The 13,119-nt window shown below is 69.4% G+C and carries 13 protein-coding genes; 9 read left to right on the plus strand and 4 right to left on the minus strand.

Annotated elements, in window-relative coordinates; genetic code table 11:
- Window positions 1-947 precede the first annotated feature (947 nt).
- From ABD793_RS05235 to ABD793_RS05245, 3 genes are read left to right on the plus strand one after another with little or no spacing between them, the layout of a single operon-like run.
- Window positions 948-1,424 carry a MarR family winged helix-turn-helix transcriptional regulator gene (locus ABD793_RS05235; RefSeq protein ID WP_344855910.1) on the plus strand — a complete coding sequence of 159 codons (477 nt, stop codon included), beginning with the start codon at window positions 948-950 and terminating at the stop codon, window positions 1,422-1,424.
- Window positions 1,421-2,542 (plus strand): FAD-dependent oxidoreductase, encoded by a 1,122-nt coding sequence (locus tag ABD793_RS05240; RefSeq protein ID WP_344855912.1) that lies wholly within the window; start codon window positions 1,421-1,423, stop codon window positions 2,540-2,542. Before ABD793_RS05235 ends, ABD793_RS05240 begins: the two co-directional genes overlap by 4 nt.
- Complete coding sequence (locus ABD793_RS05245; RefSeq protein ID WP_344855913.1) at window positions 2,539-3,189, plus strand: VC0807 family protein; 651 nt, start codon at window positions 2,539-2,541, stop codon at window positions 3,187-3,189. Before ABD793_RS05240 ends, ABD793_RS05245 begins: the two co-directional genes overlap by 4 nt.
- A 226-nt stretch (window positions 3,190-3,415) precedes the next feature.
- Here the strand turns inward: ABD793_RS05245 and eda are convergent, their stop codons facing one another.
- Both eda and edd read right to left on the minus strand, forming a co-directional pair.
- Entirely contained in the window at window positions 3,416-4,039 is a 624-nt protein-coding gene (gene eda, locus ABD793_RS05250) for a bifunctional 4-hydroxy-2-oxoglutarate aldolase/2-dehydro-3-deoxy-phosphogluconate aldolase (protein WP_344855915.1), read from the minus strand.
- Window positions 4,036-5,976 (minus strand): phosphogluconate dehydratase, encoded by a 1,941-nt coding sequence (gene edd, locus ABD793_RS05255; protein ID WP_344855917.1) that lies wholly within the window; start codon window positions 5,974-5,976, stop codon window positions 4,036-4,038. Before edd ends, eda begins: the two co-directional genes overlap by 4 nt.
- A gap of 257 nt (window positions 5,977-6,233) precedes the next feature.
- On the opposite strand from edd, the gene ABD793_RS05260 reads away from it, so the two are divergent.
- The 6 genes from ABD793_RS05260 to ABD793_RS05285 are packed head-to-tail and all read left to right on the plus strand — an operon-like array spanning window position 6,234 to window position 11,520.
- The gene (locus ABD793_RS05260; protein ID WP_344855919.1) at window positions 6,234-6,521 is read left to right on the plus strand and encodes a hypothetical protein; all 288 of its coding nucleotides are present in this window, start codon (window positions 6,234-6,236) and stop codon (window positions 6,519-6,521) included.
- On the plus strand, window positions 6,518-7,348 hold the full coding sequence (locus ABD793_RS05265; RefSeq protein WP_344855921.1) for a hypothetical protein: 831 nt from the start codon (window positions 6,518-6,520) through the stop codon (window positions 7,346-7,348). Before ABD793_RS05260 ends, ABD793_RS05265 begins: the two co-directional genes overlap by 4 nt.
- Window positions 7,349-7,408: 60 nt before the next feature.
- The gene (locus tag ABD793_RS05270; RefSeq protein ID WP_344855923.1) at window positions 7,409-9,328 is read left to right on the plus strand and encodes a fumarate reductase/succinate dehydrogenase flavoprotein subunit; all 1,920 of its coding nucleotides are present in this window, start codon (window positions 7,409-7,411) and stop codon (window positions 9,326-9,328) included.
- On the plus strand, window positions 9,325-10,077 hold the full coding sequence (locus ABD793_RS05275) for a succinate dehydrogenase/fumarate reductase iron-sulfur subunit (protein WP_344855925.1): 753 nt from the start codon (window positions 9,325-9,327) through the stop codon (window positions 10,075-10,077). The genes ABD793_RS05270 and ABD793_RS05275 overlap by 4 nt, the downstream gene beginning before the upstream one ends.
- Complete coding sequence (locus ABD793_RS05280) at window positions 10,074-10,373, plus strand: hypothetical protein (protein WP_344855927.1); 300 nt, start codon at window positions 10,074-10,076, stop codon at window positions 10,371-10,373. The genes ABD793_RS05275 and ABD793_RS05280 overlap by 4 nt, the downstream gene beginning before the upstream one ends.
- Before the next feature lie 34 nt (window positions 10,374-10,407).
- Window positions 10,408-11,520 (plus strand): amidohydrolase family protein, encoded by a 1,113-nt coding sequence (locus ABD793_RS05285; protein ID WP_344855929.1) that lies wholly within the window; start codon window positions 10,408-10,410, stop codon window positions 11,518-11,520.
- 54 nt (window positions 11,521-11,574) lie between these two features.
- Here ABD793_RS05285 and ABD793_RS05290 read toward each other — a convergent pair whose 3' ends face one another.
- A complete protein-coding gene (locus ABD793_RS05290; RefSeq protein ID WP_344855931.1) occupies window positions 11,575-12,462 on the minus strand; it encodes an amino acid ABC transporter permease in 888 nt (295 codons plus the stop codon).
- A complete protein-coding gene (locus tag ABD793_RS05295; RefSeq protein ID WP_344855933.1) occupies window positions 12,459-13,106 on the minus strand; it encodes an amino acid ABC transporter permease in 648 nt (215 codons plus the stop codon). The genes ABD793_RS05290 and ABD793_RS05295 overlap by 4 nt, the downstream gene beginning before the upstream one ends.
- Window positions 13,107-13,119 lie beyond the last annotated feature (13 nt).

Consider the following 13,119-nt stretch of genomic DNA (forward strand, 5'->3'; position numbering starts at 1 on the left):
TGCCCGGAGCGAGCGCCGGGCGATGGTGGTGCATGCCCGGACGTCGCTGCCCGGGAATGGCGCCGGATGGTGTCGCGTGCGCGGACGTCGTTCTAGGCGAAGATCACGGCAGGCGCAGCGGTCGTTGCATCGCTGCATCGCCGCGTCGCTGCATCGCAGGGTGGAGTCGCCGGGCCGACATCGAGGCCCTTGGTGCGCCGCGCTGGCACGGTGCGTCGGTGCGTCGGTGCGTCGGTGCGTCGGTGCGTCGGTGCGTCGGGGTGCTGGGGTGGGTGGTGCCTCGTGGCGTGGTGAGTTCCTGTGATGAAGTCGGGGCCGTGGCGTGGATTGAGGCCCGGCGGATGGGCTGGGCACCGTGAGTTCAGGTGGCCGGTGACGGGCTGGGGTGCCGTGGTGAGTGGTTGGGGACCGGACGAGTCGGCGTGTCGCGGTGGTGGCTGGGCTGCCACGGGCCTGGCATGGGCAGATTGCCTGTCGTGGCCCGGTATGGGCGGGTTGCCTGCCGTGGGCCTGGCGTAGTCAGGTTGTCTGTCGATGGTCTGACGCGAGGTCGGTTTGCCTGTCGTGGGCCCGGCATGGAGCAGGTTGCCGGCCGTGGGCCTGGCGTGGGTGGGGTGCCTGTCGTGGGCCCGGCGTGGGGCAGCGGGCCGTGGACTGGAGTGGGTGGGGGTGCCTGCTGTGGGCACGGCGTGAGGGCAGGTTGCCTGCTGTGGGCACGGTGTGAGGGCAGGTTGCCTGCTGTGGACCTGCCGTCGTCAGGTTGTTTGTCTGACGGCCCTTTGCCGAGTGGTGCCGAGGCGGTAGTCGGAACCGGCGGGCCTGGCGGGCCTCTTCGGGAACGTGCCGGGCGGCGCTCGTGATGTGAACCCTGAATCGGCTCAGGGATGACCCTGAACTTTCCCCAAATCACTTGTTTGCGTCTCGCAAATACATCTATGGTCGTTCCCATGAGGCCGAGTGACGAGGAGCTGGAGCGGATCGTCTACCCGCTCACCCGGATCGCCGAGGGGATGCGTCGGGCACAGGCGCGCAACTACGATCCGACCAAGATCGCGATTCTGCGCGAGTCCGGGACAAGGGGCCAGGTCAGGCCGTCGGAGATTGCTTCTGAACTGGGGCTTCACCAATCCTCGATCGCCAGGTCCACCCGCGTGCTGGAGGACGCGGGGCAGGTGAAGGTCGACCCCGATCCCGACGACCGGCGGTCCTGTCTGATCTCGCTGACCGACGCCGGCTGGGACGAGGTGCGCCGGCTGACCGCACTCGGCTTCGACCGGTTCGCGGACTTCCTCGAGTCGTGGGACGCCGAGGAGGTCCGTCAGTTCGGATCGTTGCTGACCAAATTCGAAGAGTCCATCGCCGAAGTGAAAGCCAGGGAGAGCGCTCCCGGCGGACGGCGCTGGCAAAAGAAGGGGAATCCATGAGTCTGCATGTGATCGTCGCCGGTGGGGGTATCGGCGGTCTCGCACTCGCACAGGGTCTGACCCGCGCCGGAACCGAGGTGACCGTCCTTGAACGCGATCCGTCCTCCGCCATCCGCGGCCAGGGCTACCGAATCCACATCGACGACAACGGCGGCGCGGCGCTGCGGCAGGTCCTGACCGCCGAACTGTTCGACCTCTACCAGGCGACCTCGACCAAAGCGGGCGCACGCCGGCTCGTCACGCTCGACCACCACGGCACCGAACTGCACGCCATCGATCTGCCGGTGCAGGACGGTCCGGTCGAGCACACCGCGGTGAACCGGCAGACCTTGCGGCAGGTCCTGCTCGATGGTCTGCCGGTCCGGTTCGGGAGCAGGGTTACCGGCGCCGAAGAACGAGCAGACGGCGTCCGCGCGCTGCTCGCCGACGGGTCTCATGTGGACGGTGACGTACTGGTCGCCGCGGACGGCGTCGGTTCGGTGCTGCGGACCGTGATCGCACCGGAAGCCGAGGTCACCGACACCGGGCTCCGCTGCGTCTACGGACGTTCCCCGCTGCGCGACGACGAGCGGACCGCGTTCTGTGCCGCGCTCGGCCCGGCCGGCGCGACGCTGGTGTTCGGCGCATACAACCCGCGGCGCCCGATCGCCGAACTGCAGACGCAGGTGGCACTCGATCCCGTCGACGGATACCTGATGTGGGCGTTGCTCACCACCGAGGACCTGCCCGGCGACGCTGCCGAGCTGCACCGGTACGCACTCGAGGTGGTGCAGGACTGGGATCCGGCGCTCCGCGACATCGTGGCCGGCGCACAGGTCGGCGACACCTTCGGCATCACGATCCGCACCTCGGCTCGCGTCGGGGCGTGGCAGAGCGGGCGGCTGACCGTGCTCGGCGACGCGATCCACGCGATGAACCCGGCGGGCGGGGCAGGTGCGAACACCGCACTGCGGGACGCCGCACGGCTCAGCGGTGCACTGGCCGCCGTCGAGCGCGGCGAATCGGACCTCGTGCCGGCGATCGCGGCATACGAACGGGACATGCGCGATTACGCGTTCGAGGCCGTCGAAAACTCGGCGATCGCCGCGCGCCCGCTCGTTCCCGGAGCGCGCCCGTGACCCCGAAAATGCGTGCCGCGCTCCCGTTGCTGCTCGACCTCGTGGTCCCGATCGGCGGCTATTTCCTGCTCAGCAAGGTCTTCGGAGTCGACGAGTTCTGGGCGCTGGCGATCTCCGGCACCGCCACCGGGATCGGCACGGTCGTCAACACCGTGCGGGCGCGGAGGATCGACGCCTTCGGCCTGCTCGTCCTCATCGAACTGGCACTCTCGCTCGCGTTGCTGGCACTCACCGTGGATCCGCGGATCATCCTGCTCAAACCGGGTTTCCTGATCGGTGTCGCGGGGATTTACGCGCTGGTCACGTGTTTCGTCGGCAAACCGCTGGCGTACGAATCGGGAAAGCCGTTCGCCACCAAGGGAAACCCCGCGATGCTCAGCGCATACGAACGGGCCTGGGACCGCTCGGCACGATTGCGGAAGACCATCCGGTCGGTGACCGTGGTGTGGGCGCTGGCCTTCCTCGCCGACGCCGTGTTGCGCACGATCATCGTGTACAGCTACCGCAGGCAGGAAATCGACCAGTCCTTCCTGCTGTCCCAGGCGCCGCTGATCGTGCTGCTGGTGCTCGCGATCCTCTACACCCGAGCCCGGATGCGCCCGCTGCGTCCGATCATCGAAGCGCACCTGGACCCGGCCACGCGGTGACCGGCCCGGCCACGAAGCAACCCAGCCGGCGCAGTGACCCGGCCACGGCGATGCAGTGCCCCGGCCACGGCCATGCGGCGGCCGGGCCGGGCCACGGCCATGCGGTGACCGGCCCGGCCACGAAGCAACCCAGCCGACGCAGTGACCCGGCCACGGCGATGCAGTGCCCCGGCCACAGCCATGCGGCGGCCGGGCCGGGCCACGGCCATGCGGCGGCCGGGCCGGGTCACCGCAACGCAGCTGCCTCCGTGGCGAGTGTCTGTACGGTTCCGAAGTCTTTGGCGGACAACAGCTTCGCCGGAGTCAGCCAGGAGCCGCCGAGGCAGCCGACGTTGGGCAGGGCCAGGTACGACGGTGCCGAATCGACCGTGATGCCGCCGGTCGGGCAGAAGCGCAGATCCGGCAGCGGGCCGGCGATGGACTTCAGGAACGCCGTGCCTCCGCTGGCCTCGGCGGGGAAGAACTTCAGCGCGGTCAGACCCCGTTCGGCGAGCCGCAGCGCTTCCGACACCGTGCTCGCGCCCGGCAGGAACGGCAGGCCGGTGGCGAAGGCGGCGTCGAGGAGGGTGTCCGTGCACCCCGGGGTCACCAGGAACTTCGCACCCGCGTCCGCGGACTGCTTCGCCTGGTCCGGAGACGTCACGGTGCCCGCGCCGACCACGATGTCCGGGACTTCCCGAGCCACCCGCTCGATCGCGGTCAGCGCCGCGGGCGTGCGCAGCGTCAGCTCGATCACGCCGATCCCGCCGGCGAGCAGGGCACGGGCGGTGGGCACCGCGTCGTCTGCGTCGTCGATCACCACGACGGGCATCACGGGGGAGAGGGTGAGCAGATCCGTACCGGTGGTCACTGACCGACCTCCTGGGTGTGGAGCGCGTACGAGGGCACGGCCATTGTCCCCTGCCCGAATGCCGGGACGCCGCGGGCGAGATCGAGCTCCGGCGTGAGCGCCCCGAAGACGCTCGCACCCTGGTCGGCGGGGCCCACTGCGCGACGCAGCGCGCCGAACAGCTCCCGGCCGGTGCCGCTCCACTCCGCGTCCGCCGGCGGTGCGTCCGCCAGGTCACGGCGGGCCAGCACCTCGTCGGCGACCAGTACGTCGAGGGTGCCTGCGCGGGCGTCGAAGCGGACCACATCGCCGTCGGAGATCCGGGCGATCGGCCCGCCCACCGCGGCTTCCGGTGTCACCTGGATCGCCGCAGGGACCTTGCCCGACGCGCCGGACATCCGCCCGTCGGTGAGCAGCGCGACGCGGAACCCGCGGTCCATCAGCACGCCGAGCGCAGGCGTCAGGCCGTGCAGCTCCGGCATGCCGTTGGCCTGCGGGCCCTGCTGCCGCAGCACCACGACCACGTCGCGATCCAGTTCCCCGGCACGGAACGCCGTCGTGAACGCCTCCTGCGAGGTGAACACCCTGGCCGGGGCCTCGACGGTCCGATGCTCGGGCGCGACCGCCGACACCTTCGTGACCGCACGGCCGAGGTTGCCCGCCACCATCCGCAGGCCGCCGTCCGGCGCGAACGGCCGCCACGCCGGGCGCAGCACCTCCTCGTCGAGGCTGTGGGCAGGCACGTCCCGCCACACCAGTTCGCCCTCGGACAGGATCGGCTCCTGGGTGTAGCGGCGCAGCCCGAAGCCGGCGACCGTGTGCACGTCCTCGTGCAGCAGCCCCGCGTCGAGCAATGTGCCCACCAGGAACTGGATTCCGCCTGCCGCGTGGAAGTGGTTGATGTCCGCGCTGCCGTTCGGGTACACCCGCGCCAGCAGCGGCACCACCGCCGAGAGGTCCGAGAAATCGTCCCAGCTCAACTGGATGCCCGCGGCCGCGGCGACCGCGACCAGGTGCATCGTGTGATTCGTCGACCCGCCGGTGGCCAGCAGCGCGATGATGCCGTTCACGAAGGCCTTTTCGTCCAGCACCTGCGAAACCGGCGTGTACTCCTCGCCGCGCGACAGCGAGACCACACGCCGCCCCGCCTCTTCGGTGAGCGCCTGCCGCAGCGGCGAGTTCGGCTGTACGAAGCTCGCGCCGGGCAGGTGCAGGCCCATCACCTCCACGACCATCTGGTTGGAGTTCGCGGTGCCGTAGAACGTGCAGGTGCCCGCCGAGTGGTAGGACGCCGCCTCGGCGTCGAGCAGTTCCTCCCGCGTGGCGCGGCCCTCCGCGTACCGCTGCCGCACCTGCGCCTTCTCCTTGTTCGGCAGCCCCGAGTTCATCGGACCGGCCGGCACGAGCAGAGCAGGCAGGTGCCCGAACGACAGTGCGCCGATGAGCAGGCCCGGCACGATCTTGTCGCACACGCCCAGCAGCAACGCCGCGTCGAACATGTCGTGCGACAGTGCAATCGCGGTGGCCATCGCGATCACCTCACGGCTGAACAGCGACAGCTCCATGCCCGGCCGTCCCTGGGTGACGCCGTCGCACATCGCCGGCACACCACCGGCGAACTGCGCGACACCCCCGGCGGTGCGCACGGACTTCTTCAACCATTCCGGGTACTCCCGCATCGGCTGGTGCGCGGAAAGCAAGTCGTTGTAGGAGGACACGATCGCCACACCCGGCGCGCGCAGCTGCCGCAGCGCCTGCTTGTCCACGCCCTCCATCGCGGCGAAACCGTGTGCGAGATTGCTGCACGCGAGCCCGCGGCGGACCGGGCCCTCTTCGTAGGCCGCCGCACTGCGGGCGAGGTAGGCCGCGCGGGTCTGCGCGCTGCGCTCGGCGATGCGCGCGGTGACTTCGGCGACGATCGGGTGGACCACGGTGGGCGGATTCGGGCTGCTGCTCATGTCCGGCTCCCGGCTCACAAAGGGTGTGGTGGGTTCGCGGGACGGCAGCTCTGGCGTCGCAGGAACGTGACGCCCACCACGGTAACCTGACAACAGGCCCGAAACAAAATCGATTCAGAATGTTTCTGTGGGTGACCCTCGTCACGTCTTGTGTAGTCAATGTGCTACTTGTCACAGCGCACTACGAAAGGCAGAGTCGTGAGTGACGAGGTGATCGTCATCCCGCACTGACGGCCCCACCGACAAGGGAGGCTTCGATGTCCACCACAGAACTCGCCGAACTGCGGCGCACCATCGGCCAGTTACGGCAGTGCGTGGGCGCCTTGCGCTCCCGTTACGGCGACGCTTCGGCGGTCCGCCGGCTGGCGAACGACGTCGAACGGCTCGACATCGACACCGCGGATCTCGACGGGCACCCGCAGCCGGTGCCGACGCAGGCGAAACCGGTGGATCGCGTACCAGTCCCGGACACCCCCTACGATCCGGCGCTGTGGAGCGGCGCGGATGACGAAGGTGTCGGCGGCTACAAGCGCGACCAGCGGTGAGCGCGCCCGCTGACAACGACGTCAGCCGGGCCGGGACCGGCGTCCGCGCACCGGGGCGGGCGCTGCTCGCCGACCGGACATTGCGGACCGACCGGTGGTGGCTGCAGCCCCTGCTCACCGTGCTGGGGCTCGCCACCTTCATCGTCTACGCGACGATCCGGGCGTTCGTGCGCACCGCCTACTGGGTGCCGGACTACCACTACCTGACGCCGTTCTACTCGCCCTGCGTGTCCACCTCGTGCGTCGAAGGGTCGAGCCACTTCGGGCACTGGTTCGGGGATTTCCCCGGCTGGCTCCCGCTCGGCGTGCTCGTGCTGCCGTTCCTGCTCGGGTTCCGGCTCACCTGCTACTACTACCGCAAGGCCTACTACCGCTCGGTGTGGTTCTCACCGCCGGCGTGCGCGGTCGCCGAGCCGCACGGGCGCTACACCGGTGAGACGCGGCTGCCGCTGATCGTGCAGAACGTGCACCGGTACTTCTTCTACGTCGCGGTGATCGTGTCGCTGGTGAACACCTACGACGCGGTGGTTTCCTTCCAGAGCCCCGGCGGATTCGGTTTCGGGCTCGGCAACATCATCATCGTCGCGAACGTGGTGCTGCTCTGGGCGTACACGCTGTCGTGCCATTCGTGCCGGCACGTCACCGGCGGCAGGCTCAAGCACTTCTCGAAACATCCGGTCCGGTACTGGATCTGGACGCAGATCACGAAGCTCAACACCCGGCACATGACACTCGCGTGGACCACGCTCGGCACCCTGGTGCTGACCGACCTGTACGTGATGCTGGTGTCGAGCGGGGCGATCGCGGATCTGCGTTTCGTCGGCTAGCGCCGGCACCCTTTCGCACTGCAGGCAGACCTAGCAACAAGCTCCGAGGTGGCGCACTTCATGACCGAGGTCGAACGGCACAACTACGACGTGGTGGTGATCGGTGCCGGCGGCGCCGGTCTGCGTGCGGTGATCGAGGCACGCGAACGCGGGCTGAGCGTCGCGGTGGTGTGCAAATCACTGTTCGGCAAGGCGCACACCGTGATGGCCGAAGGCGGCTGCGCGGCGTCGATGGGCAACGCGAACGCGAACGACAACTGGCAGGTGCACTTCCGCGACACCATGCGCGGCGGGAAGTTCCTCAACAACTGGCGGATGGCCGAACTGCACGCCAAGGAAGCCCCGGACCGCGTCTGGGAGCTGGAGACCTACGGCGCGCTGTTCGACCGCACCGCGGACGGCCGGATCAGCCAGCGCAACTTCGGCGGGCACACCTATCCGCGGCTGGCGCACGTCGGGGACCGCACCGGGCTCGAGCTGATCCGCACCATGCAGCAGAAGATCGTTTCGCTGCAACAGGAAGACTTCAAGGAGTTCGGCGACTACGAGGCCCGGATCCGGGTGTTCGCCGAATGCACCGTCACCGAACTGCTGCTGGACGACGGCGCGGTCGCCGGCGCCTTCGGCTACTGGCGCGAGAGCGGCCGGTTCGTGCTCTTCGAGGCACCCGCGGTGGTGCTGGCGACGGGCGGGATCGGCAAATCGTTCAAGGTCACCTCGAACTCGTGGGAGTACACCGGGGACGGGCACGCGCTGGCCCTGCGCGCGGGCGCGAAACTGATCAACATGGAGTTCGTGCAGTTCCACCCCACCGGGATGGTCTGGCCGCCGAGCGTGAAGGGCATCCTCGTCACCGAGGGCGTGCGCGGCGACGGCGGCGTGCTGAAGAACTCCGAAGGCAAGCGGTTCATGTTCGAGTACGTGCCGGACGTCTTCAAAGGCCAGTACGCGGACAGCCCGGACGAGGCCGACCGATGGTACCGCGACGCGGACAACAACCGCCGCACGCCGGATCTGCTGCCTCGCGACGAGGTGGCCCGCGCGATCAACTCCGAGGTCAAGGAGGGCCGCGGTTCCCCGCACGGTGGCGTGTTCCTGGACATCGCGAGCCGGCTGCCCACCGAGGAGATCCAGCGCCGGCTGCCCTCGATGTACCACCAGTTCAAGGAACTCGCCGACGTCGACATCACCAAGGAGGCGATGGAGGTCGGCCCCACCTGTCACTACGTGATGGGGGGTGTCGAGGTCGATCCGGACACCGGTGCGGCGAGCGTGCCGGGGCTGTTCGCCGCGGGCGAGTGTTCCGGCGGCATGCACGGGTCCAACCGGCTCGGCGGCAACTCGCTGTCGGACCTGCTGGTGTTCGGCCGCCGTGCCGGCCTCGGCGCTTCTTCCTATGTGGACGGTCTCGGCGGGAACCGGCCGAAGGTCGCCCCGTCCGATGTGGACTCGGCGGCGCGTACCGCGCTCGCACCGTTCGACCCGCCCGCCGACGGCACTGCGGAGAACCCCTACACCCTGCACACCGAGCTGCAGCAGTCGATGAACGATCTGGTCGGGATCATCCGCAAGGCGCCGGAAATCGAGCGGGCGCTGGAGAAACTCGGCGAGATCAGGGCACGGATGAAGCGGGTGACCGTGGAGGGGCATCGGCAGTTCAACCCCGGCTGGCACCTCGCCGTCGACCTGCGCAACATGCTGCTGGTCAGCGAATGCGTGGCACGCGCGGCCCTGCTGCGCACGGAAAGCCGCGGCGGCCACACCCGCGACGACTATCCCAGTATGGACGCCGAGTGGCGCCACCAGCTCCTGGTCTGTTCGGCGGTCGCGGGGGAGGACCCGGTGATCCCCGGCGTCGCGGTGACGGCGAAAGACCAGATCCCGCTGCGCGACGACCTGCTGGAGCTGTTCGAGCTCGACGAGCTCGGGAAGTACTTCACCGATGCCGAACTGGCCAACCACCCGGGGAGGAACGCGTGAGCTACCAGGCAGATTTCCGGGTGTGGCGTGGCGACGAGACCGGCGGTGCGCTGCAGGACTTCACCGTCGAGGTGAACGAGGGCGAGGTCGTCCTCGACATCATCCACCGGTTGCAGGCCACCCAGGCCTCCGATCTCGCGGTCCGCTGGAACTGCAAGGCGGGCAAATGCGGGTCCTGTTCCGCGGAGATCAACGGCAAACCGCGGCTGCTGTGCATGACGCGGATGTCGACGTTCACCGAGGACGAGGTGATCACGGTGACGCCGATGCGCACTTTCCCGGTGATCCGCGACCTGGTGACCGACGTGTCGTTCAACTACACCAAGGCCCGCGAGATCCCGTCGTTCACCCCGCCCGAAGGGCTGAAACCGGGCGAGTACCGGATGCAGCAGGTCGACGTGGAGCGCTCGCAGGAATTCCGCAAGTGCATCGAGTGCTACCTGTGCCAGAACACCTGCCATGTGGTGCGCGACCACGAGGAGAACAAGGAGAACTTCGCCGGTCCGCGGTACCTGATGCGGATCGCGGAACTGGAGATGCACCCGCTCGACGCGGCCGATCGCCGCGACGCCGCGCAGGACGAGCACGGCCTCGGCCTGTGCAACATCACCAAGTGCTGCACCGAGGTGTGCCCGGAAGGCATCCACATCACCGACAACGCGCTGATCCCGATGAAGGAGCGGGTGGCCGACCGCAAGTACGATCCGATCGTCTGGCTCGGCGACAAGCTCTTCCGGCGCAACCGGTGACGTGCTCGCGTGCGGACCCGGCGCACGCGAGTGTGCCGGCGCTCGCCGCGGCGCGCCCGGGATCGCGGGCGGAACTGCGTGATTCGCTCGCAGCGGTCCGGCTCGCCGACGTTCGTGGCCCGCTCGATCGCGGGTTCGTCCGGATCGGCGACGGTGACCCGGCGGGCGGACGCCGGGTCACGGCGGTGCCCCGCCTGGCCGGTGCCGCCGTGGCCGGGGAACCGGAGCCGGCCGCGCCGGCGGAGGAGACCATCGCGCTCGCCGAGGCGGAGCTGTCGCGAGTGGACACGCCGTGAGCCGGATGGCGTTTCGTGGTGATCGCGCAACGGCATGCTGATCCGGAACGTGCGGGTCTTCGATCCGGTGACCGGTGGTGCCGAACCCGCCGACGTACTGCTGTCCGGGGACCGGATCGAGGCCGTCGGGTCCGATGTGGACGGTCCGGACGCGGTGGACGGTGCGGGCGGGCTGCTGCTGCCCGGGTTGATCGACTGCCACGTGCATGTCGCCTTCCCTCGCCGGGAGCCGTTGCCGCGCAGTGCGCGCGTCCTCGAAGCGGTGCCGGTGCTCGCCAGGTTGCTGAACCGCGGGATCACGACCGCCCGCGATGCCTGGGGTGCCGACGCGGGCGTGCGGCACGCGGTGCGGGAGGGCTGGATCGCCGGGCCCGAGTTGCTGATCAGCCTGCGGCAGCTGTCGCCGACCGGTGGGCTGGGGGATGCCTGGGGCCCAGACGTGGGCGACGCCGACGGGTTCGCCGATCCGTCGCTGCCGGATCCCGTGTTCGACGGCCCGGACCAGGCACGTGCGGCGGTGCGGCGGATGGTGCGCGCGGGAGCCGACTGGGTGAAGTTGGGCGCGAGCGGGTCGATGGCGCAGCTGCGCGCCCGTCGCACTGTCGAGCCGACCGACGACGAACTGCGCGCGGTCGTCGACGAGGCCCGGCGCGCGGGTCGTGACGTGCTGGCCCACGCGCACAGTGCGGCTGCGGCGACCGCGGCGGCAGAAGCGGGCGTGCGCAGCGTCGAACATGGCGTCTTTCTCGACGAGGACGCGATATCCGCCTTGCGCCGCAACGAATGCTGGTACGTGCCGACGCTCGCACCGATCCCGCCCGAACACAGCGATGCCCATCGGCGTTCGCTGGGGCTCGCGCTGGAAGCGGGCGTGCCGATCGCGGCCGGATCCGATCTCGCGGTCCGTCCCCATGTCGACTTGCTGACCGAGCTGAGCCTGCTGTCCGAGGCCGGGCTCGGACCGGCGGGGGCGTTGCGCGCGGCCACCGGCGAGGCGGCCCGGCTGCTGCGGCTACCCGACCGCGGCCGGATAGCCCCCGGGCTGCGCGCGGACCTGGTGCTCCTGCGCGACGCCGAAATCGACGTGCGGGATCTGGCCTCTCGCATCCGCACCGTCTGGCAGGCAGGACAGCCCGTGCGGCGCTGACCGCGCGCGAGGAAGGCCCCCGGCGTACCGGGGGCCTTCGTTTGTCCACTGTGGTCAGATGCCGGGTGCGCCGGCACCGCCGCCGGCGGCGCCGAGCACGATCTGCTCGGCCCGGTTGTCGGTGGTCTCGATGTGCTTCTTGTTGCGCCGGTTGTGCTTTTCCAGGTACGTCGCGAGCGCGGTCAGCAACAGGCACATCACGATGTAGATCGCGGCCGCCACGAGAGTGGACGGGACGAGCGGCCTGCCGAACGCGCCCTGGGTGCCGATGTAGCGCGCGTAGTACAGCAGCTCCGGGTAGGTGACCAGGAAGCCGAGCGCGGTGTCCTTGAGCAGCACCACCAGCTGGCTGATGATGCTCGGCAGCATCGCGCGGATCGCCTGCGGCAGCAGGATGGAGAACATCACCTGCGTCTTGCGCATGCCGAGCGCGTACGCGGCTTCGCTCTGCCCCTTCGGCAGGGACAGCACGCCGGCGCGGAAGACCTCGGCCAGCACCGAGCCGTTGTACAGCGTCAGGCCGAGCACCACCGCGAACAGCGGCGAGGTCTGCACCCCGAACGTCGGCAGGCCGTAGTAGAAGAAGAACATCATGATCAGCAGCGGGATCGCGCGGAAGAACTCCACGATAACCGTGCAGATCCAGCGCAGCCACGCGTGCTCGGAAAGCCGTCCGGCGGCGAAGATCGCGCCGAAGACCAGTGCGAACACGGCGCCGAGCGCGAAGGCCTCCAGCGTGGCGACCACGGCGCTGCCGAGGTCGCGCTGCACCTGCGCGTACTGCAGCCACTCCCACTTGCGGCCGGCGAACTGGCCGCTGTCGGCGAAGCGGTAGACCACGAACGCGATCAACGCGAGCACCACGATGATGCCGAGCGCCGCGTACAGCCGGTAGCGGATCCGGGACTTCGGCCCGGGGGTGTCGAACAGAACCGTACTCATCGGGCCACGCTCCAGCGCTTCTCCAGGCTGCGCTGGAGCAGCGACAGCACCAGCACCAGGATGATGAAGCCGAGCGCCACCCACAGGAGGGCGACCATCTGGTCGCCACCGCGCTCGGAAACGTACTGACGGATCGCGCCGGCCTCGGTGACCGAGAACCCGCTCGCGATCGTGGTGTTCTTCAGCAGTGCGATGAGCGTGCTGATCATCGGTGGCGCCACCGAGCGCATCGCCTGGGGCAGGACCACCTGGCCGAGCACCTGGCCGAAGTTCAGGCCCAGTGCGCGGGCCGCCTCCGCCTGCCCGACCGGCACCGTGTTGATGCCCGACCGCACGACCTCGCAGATGAACGCCGAGGTGTAGAGGGTCAGCGCGACCGCGGCGGTCGGGAAGTAGTCGATCTTCACGATGTCGAGCAGCGGGTAGGCGAACACGAGGAACGCGAACACCAGGGTGAGCGGCGTGTTGCGCAGCAGGGTCACGTAGGTTGCGCCGATCGCGCGCAGCACCGGGACCGGGCTCACCCGCAGCATGGCCAGGATCGTGCCGAGCACCAGGCTGGCGACCCCGGCGATCAGGAACAGTTCGATCGTGGTGAGGAAGAACGGACCGAACAGGTCCAGATTGTCGAGCAGGACGTCCATGGAGCCTTCCCCG

Origin of the sequence: Amycolatopsis ultiminotia, assembly GCF_039536925.1 — a bacterium.
Lineage (GTDB): Bacteria > Actinomycetota > Actinomycetes > Mycobacteriales > Pseudonocardiaceae > Amycolatopsis > Amycolatopsis ultiminotia.

What these genes read in the sequence shown, in the direction of transcription:
- ABD793_RS05235 (WP_344855910.1), top strand. Translation starts at nt 948, where the DNA reads ATGAGGCCGAGTGACGAGGAGCTGGAGCGGATCGTCTACCCGCTCACC.
- ABD793_RS05240 (WP_344855912.1), top strand. Translation starts at nt 1,421, where the DNA reads ATGAGTCTGCATGTGATCGTCGCCGGTGGGGGTATCGGCGGTCTCGCA.
- edd (WP_344855917.1), bottom strand. Translation starts at nt 5,976, where the DNA reads ATGAGCAGCAGCCCGAATCCGCCCACCGTGGTCCACCCGATCGTCGCC.
- ABD793_RS05260 (WP_344855919.1), top strand. Translation starts at nt 6,234, where the DNA reads ATGTCCACCACAGAACTCGCCGAACTGCGGCGCACCATCGGCCAGTTA.
- ABD793_RS05270 (WP_344855923.1), top strand. Translation starts at nt 7,409, where the DNA reads ATGACCGAGGTCGAACGGCACAACTACGACGTGGTGGTGATCGGTGCC.
- ABD793_RS05285 (WP_344855929.1), top strand. Translation starts at nt 10,408, where the DNA reads ATGCTGATCCGGAACGTGCGGGTCTTCGATCCGGTGACCGGTGGTGCC.
- ABD793_RS05290 (WP_344855931.1), bottom strand. Translation starts at nt 12,462, where the DNA reads ATGAGTACGGTTCTGTTCGACACCCCCGGGCCGAAGTCCCGGATCCGC.
- ABD793_RS05295 (WP_344855933.1), bottom strand. Translation starts at nt 13,106, where the DNA reads ATGGACGTCCTGCTCGACAATCTGGACCTGTTCGGTCCGTTCTTCCTC.